The sequence below is a fragment of the Kitasatospora sp. NPDC036934 genome, assembly GCF_055608425.1.
Genome location: NZ_JBVJQR010000013.1, coordinates 206,145 through 228,590 on the forward strand (window position 1 = coordinate 206,145; position 22,446 = coordinate 228,590).

Sequence of the window (22,446 nt, forward strand, 5' to 3'; positions counted from 1 at the left end):
GCGGAGCGACACCGACTGGCAGAACCCGGCGAGGGCGCGGCCAGGGCACCCCGACCCGGAGAACAGGACGATGAGCGACACCTGGCAACGCCTGCGCCGCGAGCACCCCCGGTTGCTCGACGTCGCCGGCGGCGCGGCCCTGATCGGCGTCACCGCCCTCGGCGCCATGATCGACCAGACCACGGGCCGCTTCGCTCCGGTCGACCCGGCCACCGGCGTCCTCGCCCTGATCGCCGCCGTGGTCGTGTTCTTCCACCGTCGGCACCCCCGTGCCGTGGTCGTCGTCACCCTGCTCTGCACGATGCTGCTCACCTGGACCAGCCCCCGGCTCACCCCCATGCTGGCCACCCCGCTGCTGCTCGCCCTCTACTTCCTCGCGGTGCGCACCGACCGCTCCACCGCGCTGCGCGCCTCGATCGTCACCGCCGTCCTGCTCACCGGGATCGCGCTGGTCTTCGGCCCCGGCGGCCCGATCGGCGAGCGGATCGGCGTCCTGGCCTGGGCCCTGCTGCCCGGCGCCCTCGGCGACTCCATCCGCAACCGCCGCGCCCACCTGGCCGCGATCGAGGAACGCGCCGAACGCGCCGAGCGCACCCGCGAGGAGGAGGCCCGCCGGCGGGTCGCCGACGAGCGGATCCGGATCGCCCGCGACCTCCACGACGTGGTCGCCCACCACATCGCCCTGGCCAACGCCCAGGCCGGCATCGCCGTCCACCTCATGGACAACCACCCGGTGCAGGCCCGCGAGGTGCTCAGCCACATCACCGACGCCACCGGCTCCGCGCTCCAGGAGCTTCGGGCCACGGTCGGCCTGCTGCGCCGCGCGGAGGAGCCGGCTCCGCTGGAACCCGCCCCCGGGCTGGACCGGCTGCCCGAGTTGATCAACACCTTCGAACGGGCCGGCCTGCCGGTCCGGCTCACCGTCGAGGGAGAGTCCCGCCCGCTGTCGCCCGGCGTCGACCTCACCGCCTTCCGGATCGTCCAGGAGTCACTGACCAACGTCGCCAAGCACGCCCACGGCGCCGACGCCGAGGTCACCCTCTCCTACACCGGCAGCCGGGTCGCGATCAGCGTCGCCAACGGCCACCCGACCAGCCCCGGCCGCCCCCGCACCGCCCTGCTGCCCCCGCCCGCCGCGGGCGAGGGCGGCTTCGGGCTGATCGGCATGCGCGAACGGGCCGGCGCGGTCGGCGGCCGCCTCACCGCCGACCGGCGGCCCGACGGCGGCTTCCTGGTGACCGCCGAACTCCCGCTGCGCACCGGCGCCCGGGAGGACGTCGCGCCACGGGCGGAGGACACCGCCCGCCCTGAGGACACCGCCCGCCCTGAGGACACCGCCCGCCCCGAGGACGCCCACGAGTCGGGCGCCCCGGCCGGGCCCGTCGCCAGGGACCGGCGCGCCCATGCCTTCTGGCGCGACTGCACCGTCCGGCCGGTCCGCCCCGCCGACTCCGCCACCTCTCCGGACGCCACCTCTCCCGACGCCACCCGACAAGATCGCGCCATCCGAAAGGACAAGGACCACGCATGACCATCCGCGTGCTGCTCGCCGACGACCAGGCCCTGCTGCGCGGCGCCTTCCGGATGCTGATCGACGCCGAGGAGGACATGGAGGTGGTCGGCGAGGCCGCCGACGGCCGGGAGGCGGTGGAGCTCGCCCGCGCCACCAAGCCCGACATCGTGCTGATGGACATCCGGATGCCCGGCGCGGACGGTCTCGGCGCCACCGCCGAGATCTGCGCGGACGAGGAGTTGTCCGGCACCCGGGTGCTCATCCTCACCACCTTCGAGATCGACGAGTACGTGGCCCAGGCGCTGCGCGCGGGCGCCGGGGGCTTCCTCGGCAAGGGCGCCGACCCCAAGGAACTCCTCGCCGCCGTGCGCACCGTGGCGGCCGGCGACGCCCTGCTCTCGCCGGCCGCCACCCGGGCCGTGATCGAGCAGTTCCTCGCCCAGCCCGGTCCGGCCGCCGCCGCGCCCGCCGAGCGGCTCGCCGTCCTCACCGCCCGTGAGCGCGAGGTGATGTCGATGGCCGCCACCGGGCTCACCAACGAGGAGATAGCCGAGCGGATGTTCGTCAGCCCGTTCACCGTCCGCACCCATGTGCACCGGGCGATGTCCAAGCTGGACGCCCGGGACCGGGCCCAACTGGTCGCGATCGCCTACCAGTCCGGCCTCGTCCCACCCGGTCGTCCCTCCTGACGGGTGGTCACCCCGCGCCGTACGACCGAAGTGAACCGTTCCGCACTGCACGGGCTGACCCGACGGCGACTGAAGGAGCGTCAAAACGCCTCCCCGGACGTCGTTCATGATCCGGTCCTGGCCGAAAACCGACTCCGAACGGGTGTATCAGCGAGTAGTCTGCCGATGACTCAGAATGAGGAGGATGTTCGTGGAAACCAAGGACACGGCCGGCGAGGTGCGGATACTCCAGCCGTTGCCCGAGCGCACCGGGGGCGGATCGCAGGCGTTCGAGCTGCGGCTTTCACGTCTGCTCCGGGTGCTCGGGATCGAGGTCGCGTCGGGGGCGGACTATCCGAGCGCGGCCCGCTGGGAGGTCCACAAGGCGCTCGCCGGACGGTCCGAGCTGCCCGAGGAGTACTTCGAGCCGCTGTTGGAGGCGGCGGTCCACGACCCCAATCCGAGCTTCAACCGCCGCTTCGTCGAGCCCGCCCTGGTCGCCTTCGGGCAGCGCCGGGTCCGGCTGGCCCTGCTGGGCTACCTGCGGACCGGCACCGATCCGGAGCGGGCCGGCGCGGCCCGGGCGTGGTACTGGACGGCGCTCACGGTCGGCGGCGGCCGGAACGCGACTGCCGACGAGGGCGCGACCGTCCGCGACAGCTGGAACGAGGCCGCGCTGCGGGAGTTCGTCGGCAACGAGGACCTGGACGTCCGCCGCTGCATCCTGCCGGGCCTGCCGCTGGTGCCGCGCGCCTACCCGGCGGAGCTGCACGCCCTGGTGGAGGCGGCCGTCACCATCGCCCGGTCACACCCTGACGAGTACATCCGCCACCGCGCCGAGATCCAGACCGGCCTCTGACCTCCGGGCCCGCCCGCTCCGGGTGCGCCCGTCAAGGTGCTTGCCCGGAGCGGCAGTTGCCGCCAGCCGCCGCGCGCCGGTCTCCCGGCCGGGCAGCCGGGTGACCGCGCGGCCGGTCCGCCGGAGCGGGCCCGATCAGCCGGTCTTGACGGTGATGTCGCCGATGTCCGTCCCCAGGTCGAGCTTGAACTTGCCGTTGGGGTCGTTCTGGACGCCGATGTGCTTCTCGCCGATGTCCGTCCCGGCGTTGACGTGATAGGAGCCGGTCGGCACGGTGACGTGGATCTCGCCGTTGGAGGTGGTGGCCTTGATGTCCTGGGCCTTGCCCGGGGTGAGGTTGATCTCGCCGTTGTCCGTCTTGGCCTGGATCTTGTCGCCCTTGAGCGAAGTGCCCTTGATCTCACCGTTGTTGGTGCGCACGTCGACCGATCCGGAGGCCTGGTCGACCGAGATGTCACCGGAGTCGGTGTGCACCGACACCTCGCCGACCTGGGTGAGGTGGATCCCGCCGGCCGAGGTGCTGCCACTGATCGGCAGTCCGGCGGGCAGCTCGACGGTGTAGTCCACCGAGCAGTTGTGCCCGCAGCCGCCGAGCACCAGGACCCCGCCCTCGACCCGGGTGGTCGTGCCGGGCTTTCCGCTGTGATAGGTGATCTTCCGGTGGACGGAGGCGCCCCCGGCGCCGGGCTTGCCGTGGACGGTGACGTCCCCGGAGGAGTTGTCGAGTTTGACGGCGGTGACCTTGTCCGAGACGGTCGCGTCGTCGCTGACGGACGTTCCGACCGGGTCGCAGGCGCTGAGCACCCCGACGGCGAGCCCGGCGACCGCGACGGCCCCGGCGAAGTGGCGGTAGGTGTGTCGGCGGTGGGCGTGTCGGCGGTGGTGGAGCATGGTGGTTCCCCCCATGTCATGCGCGTTCATGGCGTGCTGACCCCGTGTTGACCGCCCCGCTCCGGAGCCGTCCCGTCGACAGTAGCCGGGGGCGCGGGCCCGGGTCGGTGGTAAAAACCCCCCAATCCGAGGTCCCGCCAGCACCACCCCTGACGCCGAAAGAGCCTGCCGCGAGCGCCCGCCACGGGGCACCCCCACCGTGCCGCCGTCAGGGCTTGCGCGCGACCGCCCCGTACATGCTGACCCGCTCCGCACCCGGCTCCGGCGCCACCTCCGGGCGCCAGAGCGGGACGGTGACCACCCCGGGCCGGAGCAGCTCCAGCCCGTCGAAGAACGCCCGCACCCGCTCCCGGCTCCGGCCCACCAGCGGCGCGGTGGCCTTGTCGTAGACACCGGTGACCCGGTCGCGCACGGCGGCCGGGATGAAGTCGGCCGTGCCGTGGGAGAGCACCAGGTGGCTGCCGGAGGGCAGCGCGGCCAGCAGGGTGGCCACTGCCCGGTACGGCTCGTCCTCGTCGCGCAGGAAGTGCAGCACGGCCGCCAGCACCAGCCCGACCGGCCGGGAGAAGTCCAGCACTCCCTCGGCCCGGACGGCGTCCAGCACCGCCGAGGGGTCCCGCAGGTCGGCCTGCAGCACGGTGGTCCGCCCCGGCCCCGCGCCGGCCATCAGGGCGCGGGCGTGGCTGAGCACGATCGGGTCGTTGTCGACGTAGACGACCCGGGCGGCCGGGGCGACGGCCCGGGCGATCTCGTGGGTGTTGCCGGCGCTGGGGATCCCGGTGCCGATGTCGAGGTACTGGTCGACGCCCAGCCCGGCGACGCACCGCACCGCCCGGGTCAGGAAGTCCCGGTTGGCCCGGGCCGTGGCGCGGAACTCGGGGTTGGCGGCGAGCGCCTTCTCGGCGGCGGCGCGGTCGGCCGGGAAGTTGTCCTTGCCGCCCAGGTAGTAGTCGTACATCCGGGCCGGGTGGGGGACCTCGGGCCGCAGGTCGGCCGCGATCTCCGGATGACCGGACTCCCACATGCTCTCGTACCCCACGGCTGCCGCCCCTCTGGCCGTCCCGGCCGGGGCGCTCCCCGGGCGAGCTGTTCCCGAACGTCGGCGGACAGCCTAAAGCCCACGTCAATGCCCTGGCGGTGGTTGGCCGGCTCACCCCCGTATGTCCCTTTCGTCGCGCCCCGGCGCCCGTCCCGGCGCAGGATGGGAACTCCGGGGGTCGGAAGTGGGCGGGGGACCAGTGGCAGGGTGTTGACACGGGAGGTCGGAGGCCATGGAGATCGCTATGGCAGACATCCGCGAGTGGCGGGGCCAGGACGTGGTCGACGACAAGGGCAAGCGGATCGGCACGCTGGAGTCGGTCTACGTCGAGACGTCCACCGACGAGCCCTTCTTCGCCACCGTCACGATCGGCGTGATCGCCAAGCGCCGGCTGGTCTTCGTCCCGCTGGAGGGGGCGGTGGCCGGTCCGGCGTACCTGCGGGTCGCGTACCCGCGGAGCAAGGTCAAGGACGCTCCGGCGATCGGCACCGACGACATCCTGCCCGCCACCGACGAGCCCGAGGTGTTCGCCTACTACGAGCTGCCGTACGCGACCGGCGCCGGGGGCGAGCGCCGACTGGCCCGCCGCTGACCGACTGGCCCGCCGCTGACCGGCCGGCGCTCCGCTTGCAGCCCCGCCCGCCGCCGACCGGTCGACCCATCGCTGATCGGTCGACCCCCGCTGGTCGGCGGGCCTTCCGCGACGATCTCCGCCAGCGGGGAATGAATACCCCTCCGGGTACACTTGTCCATCGACAGTCGATGTGAAAGGCGGCCCTGACATGCAGGTGGACGAGGAGTCGGTCGGCGCGGTCCTGAACCGGCTGCGCCGGGCCCAGGGCCAGTTGGCCGGGGTGATCGCGATGATCGAGGCGGGCCGGGACTGCAAGGACGTGGTCACCCAGCTCGCCGCCGTGTCGCGCGCCCTGGACCGGGCCGGATTCAAGATCGTCGCGAGCGGGATGCGCCAGTGCATGGCCGCCGCCGACGAGGACGCGGCACCGATGACCGAGGCCGAGCTGGAGAAGCTGTTCCTCGCCCTGGCCTGAGCGCTGCCATCCCATACCCCCCCCGATACACCCCCCGAGGGCCGCGACGGATCGTCCGTCGCGGCCCTCCGCGCCTGTCCGGCGGCGGTTCCGCCATGGAGTTCCCGAACCGCCCGATGCTCCGTCACGCGCCGTTCACGTTCCGGTCGCTGGCCTTCGGATGAATGAGCCAGCCCACAGTTGTACAGCCAACTGTGGGCGTTCTCCCTCCCAGCCTCCGTGACCAGCCGCGCGCGGCCCCGGCACCGTCCCCCGGCGGACCGGGCCCGCGGCGGCGGACAGGACAACCGTGGCCGCAGGCAGTGCCCTGACCCTGACCTCCTCCAGCAGCCCCGCCGAAGGCGACCGGCTCACCTTCCACTGGACCACCGACGCCCCCGACGCCAAGAACTGGGTCGGCATCTACGACGGCAGCCGCCGGCCCGGCACCGGCTCCTCGCTGGTGTGGAAGTACACCCCCGGCAGCTCCGGCGACGTCCAGCTCGACACCTCCGCGCTGACCGGCGGCCCGTACACCGCCTACCTGCTCGCCAAGGACGGCTACGGCGTCCTCGCCCAGACCGCCCCGTTCAGCTTCCGGCCCAAGCCCGCGGTCGTCCCCCCGCACGCCGCCGTCGACTCCTTCACCGCCACCCCGGTCGCCCCCGGCGCCGCCGTGAAGATCAAGCTCGGCGGCCTCTGGTCCCGCCCGGCCGGAAACCCTGCCGGCTCGGCTGCCTTCCGCAAGCTCGGCGGCGCGGCCTGGGCCTCGGTCGCCGCCGACGGCATGCTCACCGGTACGGCCCCCGCCACCCCCGGCCGCAACCCCGAGCTGGTGGTGGTCGGCGTCAAGGACAGCGCCGGGGCCACCGACACCGTCACCGTGCTCGTCCCCGTGGCGGCCCCGACCGCCGCGCCCCGGCTCAAGGCCGCCAGCTGGAACCTGCACCAGGCGGGCTCCGGCTACACCGACGCGCTGGAGAAGCAGCTGCGCGTCGTCCTCGCCCAGGGCCTGGACGTGCTCGCCCTGCAGGAGACGGCCGGCGAGCGGGCCCAGACCCTGGCCGACGCCCTCGGCTGGTACGCCCACCAGAGCCCGGGCAGCGTCGGCATCCTCAGCCGCTACCCGCTCACCGAGCCGACCCGGGCCACCGCCGAGCTGCCCGCGGTCGCGGCGACCGTTCAGCTGCCCGGCGGCCGCAGCGTCCGGTTCTGGGCCGCGCACCTCGACGAGGCGGGCTACGGCCCGTACGCCGTCCAGGACGGCGACACCGCCGCCCGGGTGCTGGCCGCCGAGACCGCCTCACCGCGCGTCAAGCAGGCCAAGGCGCTGGCCGCCGCCGTGCGCGCGGACCTCGCCCGGCGCGTCCCGGTGGTGCTGGCCGGTGCGCTCTCCTCGCCCTCCCACCTGGACTGGACGGCCGCCACCGCCTCCGCCCACCAGGGCGTCGGCCCGCTCGCCTGGCCGGTCACCACTGAGCTGCAGGCCGCCGGACTGACCGACACCTTCCGCGAGGAGAACCGCGACCCGGCCGAGGCCCCGGGCGTCACCTGGTCGCCCACCCGCAAGCGGCGCGGCGACCGCCCCGAGCCGCAGGACCGGATCGACGCCGTCCACTACGCCGGAGCGCTGAAGCTGGTCGAGGCGCACACCCTGGTCGCGGACTGGCCCCAGCCGGAGCCGAACACCGCCGCCAACGAGTGGCCCTCCGACACCGCCGCCGCCGTCGCCACCTTCCAGCTCTGAGAGGCCAGTCCGTGATGCCCGAGCTCTCCCGCCGCACCTTCGTCGGCGCCTCCGCGGCCGTCGGCGCGACCGCCCTGACCGGTCTGTCCGCCACCCGGGCGGACGCCGCCCCCGACGCCGCGGCCGCCACCGCCCTCACCGGCACCATCAAGGACGTCAAGCACGTCGTCGTCCTGATGCAGGAGAACCGCAGTTTCGACCACTACTTCGGCACCCTGAACGGCGTGCGCGGCTTCGGCGACAAGCAGGCGCTCCGGTTCCCGGACGGCACCGACGTGTTCCGGCAGCCCGACGCCCGCCGCAGCGACGGCGGGGTGATGCTGCCGTACCGGATGGACACCTCGAAGTACAACGCGCAGAACGCCGGCGGCCTGGCCCACGACTGGGCGACCGGCCACCAGGCCATCAACAACGGTGCGATGAACAAGTGGATCGCCGCCAAGGGCGAGCGCACCATGGGCTACTTCACCCGGGACGACATCCCCTACCAGTACGCCCTGGCCGACGCGTTCACCCTCTGCGACGCCTACTTCACCTCGCTGGCCGGCCCCACCGACCCCAACCGGCTCTACCTGTGGACCGGTACCTCCGGCCCCGGCCGGGACGGCACCACCGGCCCCTGGATCGACAACACCCCGGTCACCGACAACCCGGTCGCCGACTGGACCACCTACGCCGAGCGCCTCCAGGCGGCCGGCGTCAGCTGGCGGGTCTACCACAACCCCAGCAAGGACGACCGCACCGGCGACTACGACGACAACGCGCTCTCCTACTTCAAGCAGTTCCACAACTTCCCGAAGGACGACCCGCGTTACCTCAACGCGATGACCAAGTTCGACCCCACCGACTTCGACCGCCACTGCAAGGACGGCACCCTGCCGACCATCTCGTGGCTGGTCGCGCCCTACCTGTTCTCCGAGCACCCGGAGGCCGGCCCCGCCTACGGCGCCCACTGGGTCAACCAGGCGCTGCAGTCGCTGATGTCCAACCCGGAGGTCTGGCAGCACACCGTCTTCCTGGTCATGTACGACGAGAACGACGGCTACTTCGACCACATGGTCCCGCCCACCCCCGAGCCCGGTACCCCCGAGGAGTTCACCCAGGGCCGGGCCATCGGCCTCGGCAACCGCGTCCCGCTCTGGGTGGCGTCCCCCTGGTCGCGCGGCGGCTGGGTCAACTCCCAGGTCTTCGACCACACTTCGGTGCTGCGTCTGATGGAGCTGGTGACCGGCGTGGCCGAGCCCAACATCTCCGCCTGGCGCCGGGCCGTCTGCGGCGACCTCACCAGCTGCTTCGACTTCGCCGCCCCGGACACCTCGATCCCCCGACTGCCCGACACCAACGCCCTGATGGCCCGGGCCGACGCGGGCACCAAGCTGCCCGGCGTCGCCCTCCCGGCGACCGGCGCCCAGGCGATGCCGGTCCAGGAGCGCGGCGACCGCCCGCACCGCCCGCTGCCGTACCAGCCGTGGGCCGACGTCGAGGTGGACCGCCGGACCGGCAAGGTCACCTGCACCATGAGCAACGACGGCTCGGTGGCCTTCCCGTACACCGTCTACCCGAACATCCTGCTCCCGTTCGCGGGCACCCCGTACACCGTCGCCCCCGGCGCGACCGCGACCTACGTCTGGGACGCCGCCGCCACCGACGGCCGCTACGACTTCACCGTCCACGGCCCGGACGGCTTCGTGCGCCGCTTCGCCGGGACGGTCGTCCGGGACGGACGGGACGGCCAGAACGACATCGGCGTGCCGATCGTCACCGCCGACCTGCACGGCAGCCTCAAGCTCACCCTCCAGGTGGCCAACGACGGCCTGACGGACGTGGCCTTCACCGCCGCGCCCAACGACTTCGCGGGCAGCGCCCAGACCGTCTGGGTCAAGCCCGGCAAGCAGGTCGACCTCTCCTGGCCGCTGGACCAGCAGGGCCGCTACGACGTCGTGGTCACCGCCCACACCGGCCGACGCTTCGTGCAGCGCTACGCGGGCTGGGTGCACTGACCCGACGCGTACGGGGCGGCGAGCCGCACCGACCGTACCGGCCGGGGCCGTCCGGCCGGGGGCGCCGATCCGGTGACCCCCGGCCGTGGCTCGGCCGCCGCACGCGGGCCCGCCGTTACCGTCGGGCGCATGCAGAAGATCACCACCTTCCTCTGGTTCGACGACCAGGCCGAAGCGGCCGCCGCCTTCTACACCTCGCTGTTCCCCGACTCCCGGATCACCAGGGTCACCCACTACGGCGAGGGAGCCCCCGTCCAGGCCGGCTCGGTGATGACCGTCGAGTTCGAACTCGCCGGCCGGCCCTACACGGCGCTCAACGGCGGCCCCGAGTTCCACTTCACCGAGGCGATCTCGCTCCAGGTCGAGTGCGACGACCAGCGGGAGGTCGACGAACTATGGGCCAAGCTCACCGCCGACGGCGGCCAGGAGGGCCCGTGCGGCTGGCTCAAGGACCGCTACGGCCTGTCCTGGCAGATCACCCCGCGGGTCCTGCTCGACCTGGTAGGCGACGAGGACCGGGCCAAGGCCGACCGGGTGATGGCGGTCATGCTGCGGATGGGGAAGATCGAGATCCAGCCGCTGCTCGACGCGGCCAGGGGCTGAGCCGGTGACCGCCTTCAGCCACCGCGGCATCGTCTACCTGCGCGCCACCCCGGAGCGGGTCTGGCACGCGCTCACCAACGCCGACGAGTCCGGCCTCTACTGGGGCCACCGCAACGTCTCCACCTGGCTGCCCGGCGCGCCCTGGGAGCACCAGCGCGCCGACGACTCCGGGATCGCCGACGTGATCGGCACCGTCGAGGTGTCCGACCGCCCGCACCGGCTGGTCACCACCTGGGCGGGGCCGGAGGGGCGGCGCCCCGGCGGGCCCTCAAGGGTCACCTTCGACCTCCGGCACTGGCAGGACCTGACCCGGCTCACCGTCACCCACGAGAACCTCGCCGACGAGCCCGAGCGGGCGGACGCCGAACGGGGCTGGTCGGCGGTGCTGTCCAACCTCAAGACCTACTTGGAGACCGGCCACCCGCTGCCGCAGCAGCCCTGGCTGATGCCCTGACCTCCTGACGGCGATGCTCAGCGCCCGGCCCCCGCCGCCGGGCGCTCCCGTTCGTCCCGCCGCCGCTCCCGCACCGCGCGGCGCAACCGGGCCAGCGGGGAGAACCGCTCCCGGCTCGCCAGCGAGGCCCGGTCCAGCTCCTCCATCAGCCGCCGGCTGCGGTGCTCGAGGTCCAGCTCGTCCAGGATCCGGTCGACCTCGGCCAGCATCGAGCCGTGCAGCTGCCAGGCCTCCGGATGCTGCTGCACCTTGCGCAGCAGTACCTCGGCGACGTTCTCCCGGCAGGTCCAGGCCGCGGCCAGCTCGGCGGTCAGCCGCTCCTCGGCCTCTGCGGCGTTGCGGCTCACCTGGGTGGTGACCAGCACCGCGAAGCTGACCATCGCCCCGCCGACGTGCGCCAGCAGCTCCTCCAGCACGACCGCGACCTCCGGCGGGAACAGCCGCTCCTCGGGCCCGCGCCGCTTGGCCAGGTCGGTCAGGGAGCGGGCCAGCACCCGGATCACCACCACGCAGATCTCCAGGGTGTCCAACCCGGTGCGCAGCACCAGCCGGGAGAGCAGCCCCTCGCTGATCCGGGGGTTGAACCGCAGGCTGTCCTCGGCCTGGCGCAGCGCCGCGTCCACGTCCGCGATCGCCTGGTCCAGCTGGCGGGCCTCGTGCAGCCGCTCGGCGGCCCGCGCCACCGGGGTCGGCCGGCCCAGCTGTTCGGAGATGTCGAGCAGCAGCTGACGGGCCCGCCGGGCGAGGTCCTCGATCGACTCCCCGGCGGTGTCCACCCAGACCGGCGGGGCGAAGACCAGGTTGAACAGCAGGCCGACGGCCGCGCCGATCAGGGTCTCCAGCACCCGGTCCCAGGCCTGGGAGGTCAGTTTGGAGACGCCCAGGATCAGCATCGCGCTGATCGCGACCTCCTGGACGAACTCCTCGACCCGGACGAACCGCCCGATCACCAGCGAGGCCAGGATGATCAGCCCCAGGCTCCACCAGGAGAGCCCGACCACGGCGCTGAAGCCGATCGCGATCAGCACCCCGACCACCACCGAGACGACCCGGCGGACGCTGGTCTTGAGCGTCGAGTAGACGGTGACCTGCACCACCAGCAGCGCGGTGAGCGGCGCGGTCAGCGGTGCGGGCTCGCTGCTCAGCCGGGTGGCCACCGCGTACGACAGGGTGGCGGCCACGGTGGCGCGCAGCGTCTGGACGGCGAACGGGTCTCGGGCCGCGCGGCGGACCAGCGTCGGCAGGGACTCCCGGAGTAGGGCCATGAAGCCCTTCTTTCCCCGCGACCGCGGCTCACACAGCCCGTTGCCGCAGGGACTACTCGTCCAGACCCGCTCTCGCGTGGCTACTCGCGGTTGAAACGCAGCTTCCAGGGGGCGAGGGCGGACTCCATCTGCACCCCGATGCTCATCTTGGAGGCGCCCTCGATCCGCTCCTCGAAGCGGATCGGCACCTCGCGGATGGTCAGCCCGCGCTGGATCACCCGGTAGTTCATCTCGACCTGGAACGAGTAGCCGTTGCTCTGCACGGTCGGCAGGTCGATGGCCCGCAGGGCGCTCGCCCGCCAGGCCTTGAAGCCCGCGGTGGCGTCCCGGACACCCAGGCCGAGGATCGCGTTGACGTAGAAGTTGGCCCAGGCGGAGAGCGCCTTGCGGTGCCACGGCCACTCCTCGGCGGTCGACCCGCCGGGCACGTAGCGGGAGCCGAGCACCACGGCGGTGCCCTGGTCGGCCAGCAGGGTGGCGACCATCGCGGGTATCGCCGAGGCCGGGTGCGAGAGGTCGGCGTCCATCTGGATCACCACGTCGGCGCCCTCGTCCAGGGCCCGGGCCATGCCGGCCAGGTAGGCGCGGCCGAGGCCGTCCTTCTCGGTGCGGTGCAGCACGCCGACGGTGCCCCCGGAGTCGGCGGCGAGCTTGTCGGCGATCTCGCCGGTGCCGTCGGGGGAGTTGTCGTCGACCACCAGCAGGTGCAGCTCGGGCACCGCGAGGTCCGCGAGGAGCCCGGCGAGGACCGGAAGGTTCTCCCGCTCGTTGTACGTGGGGACGACGACAACGACCTTCGGGGAGGCCTCGACCATGTTCTGTTTCCCTCGTGCCCTCGCCGGCCGGCACCAGGGCCACACCGGTCGGTTGTCCTGTGACGACCTGCGCTGCTGTTAGACCGTGCGAGTGTAGCCGGATCAACGGCTCCTTCCGGCCCCGGGGCGGACGGGGCAGGGCTCGGACGGGGCAGGGAAGGCCGGTTCGACCGCGATGGACCACGGTGGATCGTGCTGGCGTGCTGGCGTGCTGGCGTGCGGGCGTGCTGGCGTGCGGGCGTGCGGGCGTGCGGGCGTGCGGGCGTGCGGGACCGCGATGGACCCGTGCTGGACCGCTACGCCGTGCCGTAGACGGCGGCCAGGTTGTCCTGGGCGGGGTGGGTGCGTGCGGCCGGACCGGCGGCGAAGGCGCGCAGGACGTTCTCGGTGACCTTGCGGACCACGTCCCCGGCGTGGGAGTCGATGCCGTGGTCGGCCTTGCCGCCGCCGGGGCCGCGCGCGTCCAGGGCCTCCACCCAGCGCATCGTCCCGCTGGCGAAGACCCCGGCGCCGCTGGGCACGGTGTAGTACGCGGTGTCGGAGTGGGAGCGCCGGCCCTCGCAGACCACCGGGGAGTGGGCGATCACCTCGATCGGGCGCGGGGTGGGGAAGCCGGTGTCGACCCGGTCGTACTCGACGCCGACCAGGTGCGGGAAGGACGCCCCGGCCACCACGCCGGTGCCCTCGAAGGCCCAGTGCCCCGGCGAGGTGACCACGTACGGGGCGTCCACCGGGTAGCCGTCGTAGATCACGCCGAGCATCGAGCTCTCCGGGTCGGCGCCGGGGCCGGCCCGGAAGTCGGTGGTCGCCGGGGAGCCCGCCTGGTAGCCGGGGTCCTGCGCCCAGGCGGCCTTGTAGCAGACCACCGTGCGGTCCGGTCCGAGCTCGGTGGGCTCGAAGCGGATCCGTCGGAAGCAGCAGTTGGCGCCGAGGATCGCCAGGTTCGTCCCGGCGTCCCGGGCCGCCACCACGTTGGTGCGCTGCTCGGGGGACCAGTACTCGTCGTGGCCGAGCGAGAGGACGGCGCTCGCGCCGCGCAGCAGCCCCGGTTCGCGGGCCACGTCGATCCCGGTGGTGTAGGCGAGCGGCAGCCCGAGTCGCTCGGCCAGGGCGATCAGCGGTGCCTCGTAGACCAGGAACAGCCCGGCGCCGTGGTCGTAGTCGTACGGCCGGTCGAAGACGACCCGCAGCGAGCGGGTGGCCAGGCCGCCGGTCGGGCCGTTGTAGAGGCTGTGGCCGCCCCACTCGTTGTAGGCCTGCCAGGTCGCCGGGGCGCTCATCACCACGGTCTTCCCGACGGTGCTCGCGGAGCGGACGGTGAGCGGGACGTAGCTGCGGCCGGAGCCGTCCTCGGCGTCCAGACGCAGCAGGTAGGCGCCCTCGGGCCAGCCGGTGGTGTCCACGGCGAGGGTGCGCTGCCAGCCGGTCAGCACGGTGCGGGTGACCTGGTCCACGTGCGGGGCGGCCTGCTTGGCGCCGGGGACGTGCTCGCGGCGCCAGACCAGCCGGGCCCGGGCGCCGCCGTACCAGCCCATCCGGTAGGCGGAGACGGTGAAGGAGGCGGCGGGGGTGGAGACGTGCAGGCCGAAGGACTCGCCGGGCAGCACGCTGACCCGGTCGGCGAAGCCCTCGACGGCGCCGGCCCGGCCGGGGTCGGTGATCTCCCAGTCCGGGTTGCCGGGCAGGGACTGCTCGTTCGGCGGGTCGCCCTCCGGTCCGGCGTGCCGGGCGGCGGTGGGTGCGGCCGTGCCGGGGGCACCCTGGGGGTCCGGCGTGGGGTGCGGGGCGGCGCCCGGGTGCTGGGCGCCGCAGGAGGTGACGGCGGCCGCCATCAGGCCCAGGCGCAGGATCCCCCGCCGACTCGGTTCCGCCACCGCTGTCTCCCTGCCGTCCGCCGCCGATCCCATGGGCGCGTCAACCTGGTGAGTCAATGCGCGCGGACATCTATACCCCTTGCGGGTGAGGCTGGTGCACCGCCGCGCCGGGGCCGCCGACCACCGTCGGGCGGCCGGCGCCAGCCCGGAGGGCCGGACGGGCGCATCCCGGCGTGTTGGCCCGCGAGGCTGCCGGACCGCCCCGGCCCGGTCCCCTAACCTGACCAGGCCCGCCGTCCGGCGGCCTTGGGGGTCCGGAACCGTGCGGCGGTCGGCCGAAGTCGTGGACAGGGGTGTACGTGGTCTCGTCGGGTTCGGCCGCACCGGGAGCAGCCCCTTCGGCTCCGTCCACGCGGGGCACCAGGTTCCGTGCGTGGCTGCTCGAAGGCCTCTCGGACATGGCGAAGCAGCACCCCGGCCCGCACGCCGAGGCGCCCGCCGAGAAGGGCGCGCACTGGTGGCGGGTCATGTGCCTGACCGGCCTCGACTACTTCTCGACGCTCGGCTACCAGCCCGGTATCGCCGCCCTCGCGGCCGGCCTGCTGTCGCCGATCGCCACGGTCGTCCTGGTGCTGGTCACCCTGTGCGGCGCGCTGCCGGTCTACCGGCGGGTGGCCGTCGAGAGCCCGCACGGCCAGGGCTCGATCGCCATGCTGGAGCGGCTGCTGTCGTTCTGGCAGGGCAAGCTCTTCGTGCTGACCCTGCTCGGCTTCGCCGCCACCGACTTCATGATCACCATCACCCTGTCGGCCGCCGACGCGACCGCCCACCTGATCGAGAACCCGCACCTGCACAGCGCCCTGTCCGGCAAGCAGGTGATGCTGACCCTCATCCTGGTGGCGCTGCTCGGCGCGGTGTTCCTGAAGGGCTTCAGCGAGGCCATCGGCCTGGCCGTCGTCCTGGTCGCGGTCTACCTCACGCTCAACGTGGTCGTGGTGGCCAACGGCATCTGGCACGTCCTCAAGGAACCCCACGTGTTCGGCGATTGGATGGACGGGCTGACCGCCGAGCACGGCAACGCGTTCGCGATGATCGGCGTGGCGCTGATCGTCTTCCCCAAACTCGCGCTCGGCCTCTCCGGCTTCGAGACCGGCGTCGCCGTGATGCCCCACATCGAGGGCGACCCGGACGACACCGAGGAGAAGCCCACCGGCCGCATCCGCGGTGCCCGCCACCTGCTCACCACCGCCGCCGTGATCATGAGCGTCTTCCTGATCGCCACCAGCCTCATCACGACCCTGCTGATCCCCCCGGACGCGTTCAAGAGCGGTGGCCCGGCCAACGGCCGCGCCCTCGCCTACCTCGCCCACGAGAACCTGGGCAGCGCCTTCGGCAGCGTCTACGACCTGTCGACCATCGCGATCCTCTGGTTCGCCGGCGCCTCCGCCATGGCGGGACTGCTCAACCTGATGCCCCGCTACCTGCCGCGCTACGGCATGGCCCCGCACTGGGCCCGGGCGGTGCGGCCGACGGTGATCGTGCTGACCCTGATCGCCTTCCTGGTCACCTGGATCTTCGACGCCAACGTCGACGCCCAGGGCGGCGCGTACGCGACCGGTGTGCTGGTGTTGATCAGCTCCGCCGCGGTCGCCGTCACCATCGCCGCCCGCAAGGCCGGGGAACGGCGCTGGACCGTCACCTTCGCGGTGATCGCCGCCGTGTTCCTCTACACCACCGCCGTGAACATCGCCGAACGGCCGGACGGCGTCAAGATCGGCGCCTGCTTCATCGCGGGCATCGTGCTGGTCTCCTTCCTCTCCCGGCTCAAGCGCGCCTTCGAACTGCGCGTCACCGACGTGGTCCTGGACGAGGTCGCGGAGCGCTTCGTCCGGGACTACACCCACCGACCGCTGCGCCTGATCGCCAACGAGCCCAACAGCCGGGACATCGCCGAGTACCGGGACAAGATCCGGCAGATCCGCGCCGACAACGACATCCCGGCGGAGGACGACCTGGTCTTCGTCGAGGTCACCGTGCTCGACCCGTCCGACTTCGAGGCCGAACTGACGGTGCGCGGCGAGGTGCTGCACGAGCGCTACCGGGTGCTCTCGCTGCAGAGCTCCAGCGTGCCCAACGCGCTGGCCGCGCTGCTGCTGCGGGTGCGCGACCTCACCGGGCAGCAGCCGCACATCTACTTCGAGTGGACCGAGGGCAACCCCTTCGCCCAGTTCCTGCGGTTCTTCCTGTTCGGGCAGGGCGAGATCGCGCCGGTCACCCGCGAGGTGCTCCGCGAGGCCGAGCCCGACCGGGCGCGCCGGCCCGCGGTGCACGTCGGCTAGCTGTTCTGTCCCGGGTGGTCCGGACCCACGGGTCGGACCACCCGGGGGTGCGATCAGCGGGGGCTGCGGTTCTTGCTCCAGGCCGGTGCGACGATGGCCACCAGGGCCACGGCGAAGCCGAGTTGGAGGATGTGACGGATCCAGTCGATGCCGGAGGTGTGGCGGACACCGATCCAGCCGGAGACGGCGTTGCCCAGCCAGGCCCCGGCGGCGCCGAGCAGCATGGTCAGCCACCACGGGATCGACTGCGGCCCGCGCAGGATCAGCTTGGCGAGCACGCCGAGCACGAAGCCGATGAGCAGAATCCAGAGGAGCTGGAACATCGCGGTCCACCTTCCCGGCGCGGCCGGAGGGTGCCGGTACGCCGAATCGCCGAAGACACGGTTCGTCCCATGATCACCCGGTTCGGTCGAACGGGCACGTCGGGGGAGGGGCGCCGCACTCCGCCGCGCCGAGCCCGGAGAGGAACTCCTGGCGGCTCAAGGGCGTCTCCTGAGCCGGGCTGCCCGGCGGGGTCAGAGCTCCCGGACGTCCGCGACGGCCTCGCGGACGTCCGGGTCCGGATCCTCGGCGAGGCCGTCCAGCAGTTCGGTGACACCCGGTGTGGACCAGCCCTGGACCGCCAGGACCAGTTCCTGGCGGACGCCCGGATCGGGGTGGGCGGCCAGTCGGGCGAGGCGCTCCACCGGGCCGCGGCGGCGCAGGCCGAACCAGTGCAGGGCGGAGCGCAGCGCGTCCGGGTCGCCGGGATCGCCCGCCGCCTCGATCCGGGCGAGCAGCACGGGCACGGGTGGCGGCGGGCCGTCCAGCGGGTGCGGACGGCGCTCGCGCAGCCGCCGGCCGCCGTACTCGCCGCGGATCCGGCAGCCGAAGCAGGTGCACGGCCGGGTGCCGTGGGCGTCCGGGAGGTAGCGCCAGCCCGCGACCTGCGGCACCGCGCGGACCCGGTGCACCTCGCGGGCGCCCACTGCGCGCGGTACGACGACCTCCCAGCCGCGCGGGTCCGGCAGGGCGGCGATCCGGGCGACCGCCTCGGCGGCGGTCAGCCACCGCTGCGCCTCCTTGGCGCGGTCCCGGTAGTGCCCGACCAGCACCTGCTGGGTGTCGTCCAGTCGGACGTGCACCGCGGCCAGCGAACCCTTCGGGCCGAACCGGGCCAGCTCGCGCAGCCACTGGTGGGTGAGGGCGTACGAGGGCAGTACGGGGAAGCAGTACACCCCGCGCACTCCGCCCTGGCCTCGGCTGTCGGCCCGGATCCCGGCGCGGCGGATGCGCGGCGTGTTCGCCGTGGACGTCAGGTGCACGAACATCGCCATGGGAGCGGATGGTAGCCGGTCCGGGCGGTCGAGGCTCGACGGGTCAACGGGCTGACGGGTCAGCGGGCTTTCGGGCGGCTACGCCGGGCGCTCCGGGCCGGTGCGGCGGTCGATCAGGGCGGCCAGGCCGTCCATGATGCGGGCCAGGCCGAAGTCCAGGGCCTGGTCGCGTCCGTCCGGTTCGGCCATCGCGGCGGCCACGGCCGGGTAGCGGTCGGCGTGCTGTTGCACCACAGTGCCGAGAGCGGCGAGGAGTTCGGCCTCGGGGGAGCCGTCCGGGCCGACCGCGCGGGCCTGTTCGGCGATGGTGCGCACGTGCCCGGAGAGCAGTACGGCGGCGTCCATCCGTTCGGCGCCGCTCAGCCCGTTGCCGTCGAGGGCGGCCACCACCCGCTCCAGCCAGGCGAGTTCCCTCGGGCCGGGCACCCGGCGGCCGAGGGTGGCGTCCAGCAGCCAGGGGTGGCGGGCGAAGGCGGCGGACAACTGATGTGACCAGGCGGTGAGTTGCTCCCGCCAGCCGGGTCCGTCCGCGGCTGCGGTGGGCTCGCCGAGGGCCGACTCGACCATCAGTGCGAGGAGTTCGGCCTTGCCGGGGACGTACCGGTAGAGAGACATCTTGGTGAAGTCGAGCATCCCGGCGACCTTCTGCATGGAGACCGCGCCCAGCCCCTCCGCGTCCGCCACCTCGACGCCGGCGGCGGCGATCCGCTCCAGGCTGAGGGCCGGCTTGGGTCCGCGGGTCGGCCGCGCGGGCTGCTCCCAGAGCAGTCGCACCGTGTCGTTCGCCGTCTCGCCCATCGTCCGCTCCCGTCCCGGGGGTTGCCCCCGCCCGCCAACTGTGTCTACCGTACACAGCAACAAACAGTGTCCGTCGGACACAGTTTCCGATCCTCGGACGGAGTGGTTCCCATGAGCGCTTCCGCGCGCACCCGCACCAGGGTGCTGATCTCGGGCGCGAGCATCGCCGGCCCCGCACTGGCGCACTGGCTGGGCCGGTACGGCTTCGAGGTCACCGTGGTCGAACTCGCGCCCGCACTGCGCGGCGGCGGGCAGAACGTCGACTTCCGGGGGCGCGCCCACCGCACCGTGCTGGAGCGGATGGGCGTGCTGGACGAACTGCGCGCCCTCGACACCGGCGGCAGCCCGATCACCTTCGTGGACCGGCGCGGCCGCCGACTGCTGCACCTGCCCGCCGAGTTCGCGGGCGGCGAGCTGGAGATCCCGCGCGGAGAACTGGCCCAGGTGCTCCACCGGCACAGCGCCCCCCGCGCCGAGTACGTCTTCGGCGACACCGTCGAAACCCTGGAGGAGACGGCCGGCGGAGTACGGGTCGCCTTCCGGCACGGCGCACCGCGCGAGTTCGACCTGGTGATCGGCGCGGACGGGCTGCACTCCACCGTGCGGCGGCTCGCCTTCGGCCCCGAGCAGCGGTTCGTCCGCCACCTCGGCTACTACGCGGCCACCTGGCAGCTGCCGAACTGCGGCGGCCTGCCGGAGGGCGGAGCCGGCCTGAACGTCCCCGGCCGGCTGATGTCCGTCGGCGCCGACCCCCGCGACCCGGCCCGGGCGGGGGCCTTCTGCCTCTTCGCCTCGCCCGAACTGCGCTACGACCGCCATGACACCGGGCAGCAGAAGGCGCTGGTCCGGGATGCCTTCGCGGGCCTCGGCTGGCTCGTGCCGCAGTTGCTCCGGAGCCTGGACGCCGCGCCCGAGCTGTACTTCGACTCGATCAGCCGCGCCGACGTCCCCAGCTGGTCCACCGGCCGGATCGCCCTGCTCGGCGACGCCGCCTGCGGTGCCACGATCGGCGGGATGGGCACCGGCACGGCCGTGGTGGCCGCCTACGTCCTCGCCGGTGAGCTGGCGCTGGCCCGTGGCGACCACCGGACCGCCTTCACCCGGTACGAGCGGCTGCTGCGCGGCTACGCCCGGGGCTGCCAGAAGGGCGGCGACCGCACCGGCCCCTTCCTGGCACCGCGCACCGGGGCCGGACTGCGGCTGCGCAACGGGCTGCTCAACCGGCGGTGGGTGCTGGACCGGATGCTGGAGCTCGGCAAGCAGGTCTCCAGCGTCGAACTGCCGGACTACGCGGCGCTCCTGGCGGGTGGTGCGGTCAGTGCGGCGGGCTGATCCGGTTGCCGTTGTCGAGCACGGCCTCGACCTGGACGACGCCCCGGGCGGGCCGCTCGATCGCCAGGGTGCGGTCCGGGGCGGGGCGGTCGGCCGACCAGTCCGAGCCCTTGACGGACAGTCGGGTGACCCGCCGACTGCCCGCCGCGAGCAGGTAGTCCGCGCCCTGCGGGGAGTGCCACCACGTCCAGGCCACGGTGTCCTGCTCGAAGTGGCTGCACGAGCGGCCCGGGCCGCCGCCGGTGCGCTGGGGCCCCCGGGCGGTCGGAAGCAGTACGGCGGTGGCCGCGCTGCCCTCGCCCGTCCAGCGGTCGGCGCGCAGACAGAACCAGGCGGCCGAGCCCCCGTTCTGCGGCAGCGACTGCACCGCGAACGCCCACAGGTTGAGCTGCTTGACGCCCGGTGTGCCGTCCGGCACCGCGCAGCCGGCCCGGGCCCAGGCCTGCAGCGCCTCGGGGGCGACCACCTCGCGCGGCTCGCGGGCGGGCTGGCCGCGGTCCGGCGGCGGGGTGTAGCTCAGGTGCGCCGGGAGGAGGCCGCCGACGTCGGCCAGCAGGAAGGCGTGCTTCTCTGCGATCACCGGGGAGGAGTGCAGTTGGAGCACGGTGGCGCCGCGGCAGTCCGCCGGGCCGCCGCCCGGCGCGGCCGCGGTGACCCCGCCGGGGTGGTCCAGCGGGCGGGCGGCGGCGTCGGGCTGGTCGATCCGGCGGGTCTCGGCGGTGTCCACCCAGGGCGCCAGCAGGTAGCGCAGGGCGGTGCCCTGACGGCTGAGCACCACCGCGCCCGCCGTGGTCGGGTCCGAGGCGTCGGCTCGGGCGAGGTCCAGCCCGCCGCCGGGCCTGTCGGCGAACCGGGCGATCCGGCGGCCGTCGTACAGCACCGCCACGCCCGTACCGTCCACCGTCCCGGCGAACAGCAACTGCGGTGAGGTGACGGGCGGGGCGGTGTCGGTGCCCGGTTCGGCACGGGTCCGCGGGCCCGGCTGCGACCAGGCGGCCAGGGCGCGGCCGAGCAGGGCGCCGTCCTCGCGCCGGTCGCCGCGCGCGGGCCAGGCGGTGAAGTCGACCCGCGCGGTGTGCTGCCAGGCGTCCGGCGCCACCCGGACCAGCCGGGCCGGGTCGGTCGGGCCGGGCCGGCCGCCGTCCGGCGCCACGGTGCTGCCCGCCGGAGTGGAACCGCCGCCCAGCACCGCCGCCGTCGTGGTCAGCCCGAGCACCCCGACCACCAGTGCGGCGGCGAGCGTACGGCGGCGGCGCAGCAGGTCGGTGGGCTGCACCCGGACGGAGCACGGGTCGAACGCGGGCGGTTCGGCCTCCGGCCCGGCCGGGACCTCGGCGGCGGCCGCGACCGCCTCCTCCGGCTGGGCCACCCCGGCCTCCCGCAGCACCTCCACCGCCTGCGGCCCGGTCAGCTCCTCCACCGCCAGGAGCGCGAACGCGGCCCGGGACGGGGCGTCGAGTGCGCCGAGCGCGTGGTCCAGCGCGGCGTCCTGCTCGCCGCCGGGCGGGGTGAACAGCCGCAGGCCCCAGACCCGGGGCGCCAGCAGCCGGGCGCCGGGCCGGGGCCGCAGTGCGGCGTGCAGCACCCGGCGGCGCAGGGCCGCGTACACCGGGTCGGTGGTGGCGGGCTCGGTCGGGGCGGCCTGGGCGACTGTGGGCCCGGCCACTGGGGGATCGGGGTGGCGGGTCCAGCGGAAGGGCAGGGCGCGCTGGACGGCGGCGTGGGCGGCGAGCACCCGGCTGTGCCGGTCCCGGTCGGCCGGCAGGGCGAGGTAGGCGAGCCGCACCAGCCTGCGGTAGTGGTGCACCAGCGCGGCCTCGGCCTCCGCCACCGGGCGCGCCCACGCACCCCGGCTCGCCGGTGGCTTCCCCGCCGTCCGTCCTGCCAACGGGCCCTCCCGGTGCTGTGCGTGCTGTCGTGGTGGACGGTCCAACGAGTCGATCATGTGATGGTTGCGCCGTCCGG

20 protein-coding genes are annotated in these 22,446 nt (G+C 73.8%); 11 read left to right on the forward strand and 9 right to left on the reverse strand.

Annotated elements, in window-relative coordinates:
* The first annotated feature begins 70 nt into the window (after nt 1–70).
* The 3 genes from ACZ7BZ_RS21660 to ACZ7BZ_RS21670 all read left to right on the forward strand — a co-directional run bounded on the left by ACZ7BZ_RS21660 (nt 71) and on the right by ACZ7BZ_RS21670 (nt 3,040).
* Nucleotides 71–1,531, forward strand: coding sequence for a sensor histidine kinase (locus ACZ7BZ_RS21660; protein WP_470359693.1), 1,461 nt, complete (start codon nt 71–73; stop codon nt 1,529–1,531).
* Nucleotides 1,528–2,202 carry a response regulator transcription factor gene (locus tag ACZ7BZ_RS21665; RefSeq protein WP_380452347.1) on the forward strand — a complete coding sequence of 225 codons (675 nt, stop codon included), beginning with the start codon at nt 1,528–1,530 and terminating at the stop codon, nt 2,200–2,202. The genes ACZ7BZ_RS21660 and ACZ7BZ_RS21665 overlap by 4 nt, the downstream gene beginning before the upstream one ends.
* Before the next feature lie 184 nt (nt 2,203–2,386).
* Nucleotides 2,387–3,040, forward strand: coding sequence for a hypothetical protein (locus tag ACZ7BZ_RS21670; protein ID WP_470359694.1), 654 nt, complete (start codon nt 2,387–2,389; stop codon nt 3,038–3,040).
* Between the two features lie 135 nt (nt 3,041–3,175).
* Here ACZ7BZ_RS21670 and ACZ7BZ_RS21675 read toward each other — a convergent pair whose 3' ends face one another.
* Nucleotides 3,176–3,946, reverse strand: coding sequence for a DUF4097 family beta strand repeat-containing protein (locus ACZ7BZ_RS21675; protein WP_470359695.1), 771 nt, complete (start codon nt 3,944–3,946; stop codon nt 3,176–3,178).
* A 193-nt stretch (nt 3,947–4,139) separates the two neighbouring features.
* Nucleotides 4,140–4,955: an SAM-dependent methyltransferase gene (locus ACZ7BZ_RS21680; protein WP_470359754.1), complete on the reverse strand. Its 816-nt coding sequence runs from the start codon at nt 4,953–4,955 to the stop codon at nt 4,140–4,142.
* Between the two features lie 259 nt (nt 4,956–5,214).
* Between ACZ7BZ_RS21680 and ACZ7BZ_RS21685 the strand changes: the two genes are divergently transcribed.
* From ACZ7BZ_RS21685 to ACZ7BZ_RS21710, 6 genes are all read left to right on the forward strand, one after another.
* Complete coding sequence (locus tag ACZ7BZ_RS21685) at nt 5,215–5,562, forward strand: PRC-barrel domain-containing protein (protein WP_465742751.1); 348 nt, start codon at nt 5,215–5,217, stop codon at nt 5,560–5,562.
* Between the two features lie 190 nt (nt 5,563–5,752).
* Nucleotides 5,753–6,019: a metal-sensitive transcriptional regulator gene (locus ACZ7BZ_RS21690; protein ID WP_380452355.1), complete on the forward strand. Its 267-nt coding sequence runs from the start codon at nt 5,753–5,755 to the stop codon at nt 6,017–6,019.
* A 289-nt stretch (nt 6,020–6,308) separates the two neighbouring features.
* On the forward strand, nt 6,309–7,745 hold the full coding sequence (locus tag ACZ7BZ_RS21695) for an endonuclease/exonuclease/phosphatase family protein (protein WP_470359696.1): 1,437 nt from the start codon (nt 6,309–6,311) through the stop codon (nt 7,743–7,745).
* 14 nt (nt 7,746–7,759) lie between these two features.
* The gene (locus ACZ7BZ_RS21700) at nt 7,760–9,745 is read left to right on the forward strand and encodes a phosphocholine-specific phospholipase C (protein WP_470359697.1); all 1,986 of its coding nucleotides are present in this window, start codon (nt 7,760–7,762) and stop codon (nt 9,743–9,745) included.
* A gap of 129 nt (nt 9,746–9,874) precedes the next feature.
* Nucleotides 9,875–10,348, forward strand: coding sequence for a VOC family protein (locus tag ACZ7BZ_RS21705; RefSeq protein ID WP_380452361.1), 474 nt, complete (start codon nt 9,875–9,877; stop codon nt 10,346–10,348).
* A gap of 4 nt (nt 10,349–10,352) precedes the next feature.
* Nucleotides 10,353–10,802: an SRPBCC family protein gene (locus ACZ7BZ_RS21710; RefSeq protein ID WP_470359698.1), complete on the forward strand. Its 450-nt coding sequence runs from the start codon at nt 10,353–10,355 to the stop codon at nt 10,800–10,802.
* 17 nt (nt 10,803–10,819) lie between these two features.
* Here ACZ7BZ_RS21710 and ACZ7BZ_RS21715 read toward each other — a convergent pair whose 3' ends face one another.
* The 3 genes from ACZ7BZ_RS21715 to ACZ7BZ_RS21725 form a co-directional block, all read right to left on the reverse strand.
* Complete coding sequence (locus ACZ7BZ_RS21715) at nt 10,820–12,067, reverse strand: FUSC family protein (protein ID WP_380452365.1); 1,248 nt, start codon at nt 12,065–12,067, stop codon at nt 10,820–10,822.
* Nucleotides 12,068–12,147: 80 nt separating this feature from the next.
* Entirely contained in the window at nt 12,148–12,882 is a 735-nt protein-coding gene (locus tag ACZ7BZ_RS21720) for a polyprenol monophosphomannose synthase (protein WP_470359699.1), read from the reverse strand.
* 296 nt (nt 12,883–13,178) lie between these two features.
* Nucleotides 13,179–14,756 (reverse strand): N,N-dimethylformamidase beta subunit family domain-containing protein, encoded by a 1,578-nt coding sequence (locus ACZ7BZ_RS21725; protein WP_470359700.1) that lies wholly within the window; start codon nt 14,754–14,756, stop codon nt 13,179–13,181.
* Between the two features lie 398 nt (nt 14,757–15,154).
* Between ACZ7BZ_RS21725 and ACZ7BZ_RS21730 the strand changes: the two genes are divergently transcribed.
* Nucleotides 15,155–17,035: an APC family permease gene (locus tag ACZ7BZ_RS21730; RefSeq protein ID WP_470359701.1), complete on the forward strand. Its 1,881-nt coding sequence runs from the start codon at nt 15,155–15,157 to the stop codon at nt 17,033–17,035.
* 53 nt (nt 17,036–17,088) lie between these two features.
* On the opposite strand, the gene ACZ7BZ_RS21735 is transcribed toward ACZ7BZ_RS21730, so the two are convergent.
* From ACZ7BZ_RS21735 to ACZ7BZ_RS21745, 3 genes are all read right to left on the reverse strand, one after another.
* Entirely contained in the window at nt 17,089–17,358 is a 270-nt protein-coding gene (locus ACZ7BZ_RS21735) for a GlsB/YeaQ/YmgE family stress response membrane protein (RefSeq protein WP_470359702.1), read from the reverse strand.
* A 192-nt stretch (nt 17,359–17,550) separates the two neighbouring features.
* Nucleotides 17,551–18,351, reverse strand: a complete 801-nt coding sequence (locus ACZ7BZ_RS21740; protein WP_470359703.1) for a HEAT repeat domain-containing protein — start codon at nt 18,349–18,351, stop codon at nt 17,551–17,553.
* A 78-nt stretch (nt 18,352–18,429) separates the two neighbouring features.
* A complete protein-coding gene (locus ACZ7BZ_RS21745; protein ID WP_470359704.1) occupies nt 18,430–19,149 on the reverse strand; it encodes a TetR/AcrR family transcriptional regulator in 720 nt (239 codons plus the stop codon).
* A 111-nt stretch (nt 19,150–19,260) separates the two neighbouring features.
* On the opposite strand from ACZ7BZ_RS21745, the gene ACZ7BZ_RS21750 reads away from it, so the two are divergent.
* Nucleotides 19,261–20,481: an FAD-dependent monooxygenase gene (locus ACZ7BZ_RS21750; protein ID WP_470359705.1), complete on the forward strand. Its 1,221-nt coding sequence runs from the start codon at nt 19,261–19,263 to the stop codon at nt 20,479–20,481.
* On the opposite strand, the gene ACZ7BZ_RS21755 is transcribed toward ACZ7BZ_RS21750, so the two are convergent.
* Entirely contained in the window at nt 20,465–22,312 is a 1,848-nt protein-coding gene (locus ACZ7BZ_RS21755; RefSeq protein WP_470359706.1) for a hypothetical protein, read from the reverse strand. The genes ACZ7BZ_RS21750 and ACZ7BZ_RS21755 overlap by 17 nt on opposite strands.
* Between the last annotated feature and the right edge of the window lie 134 nt (nt 22,313–22,446).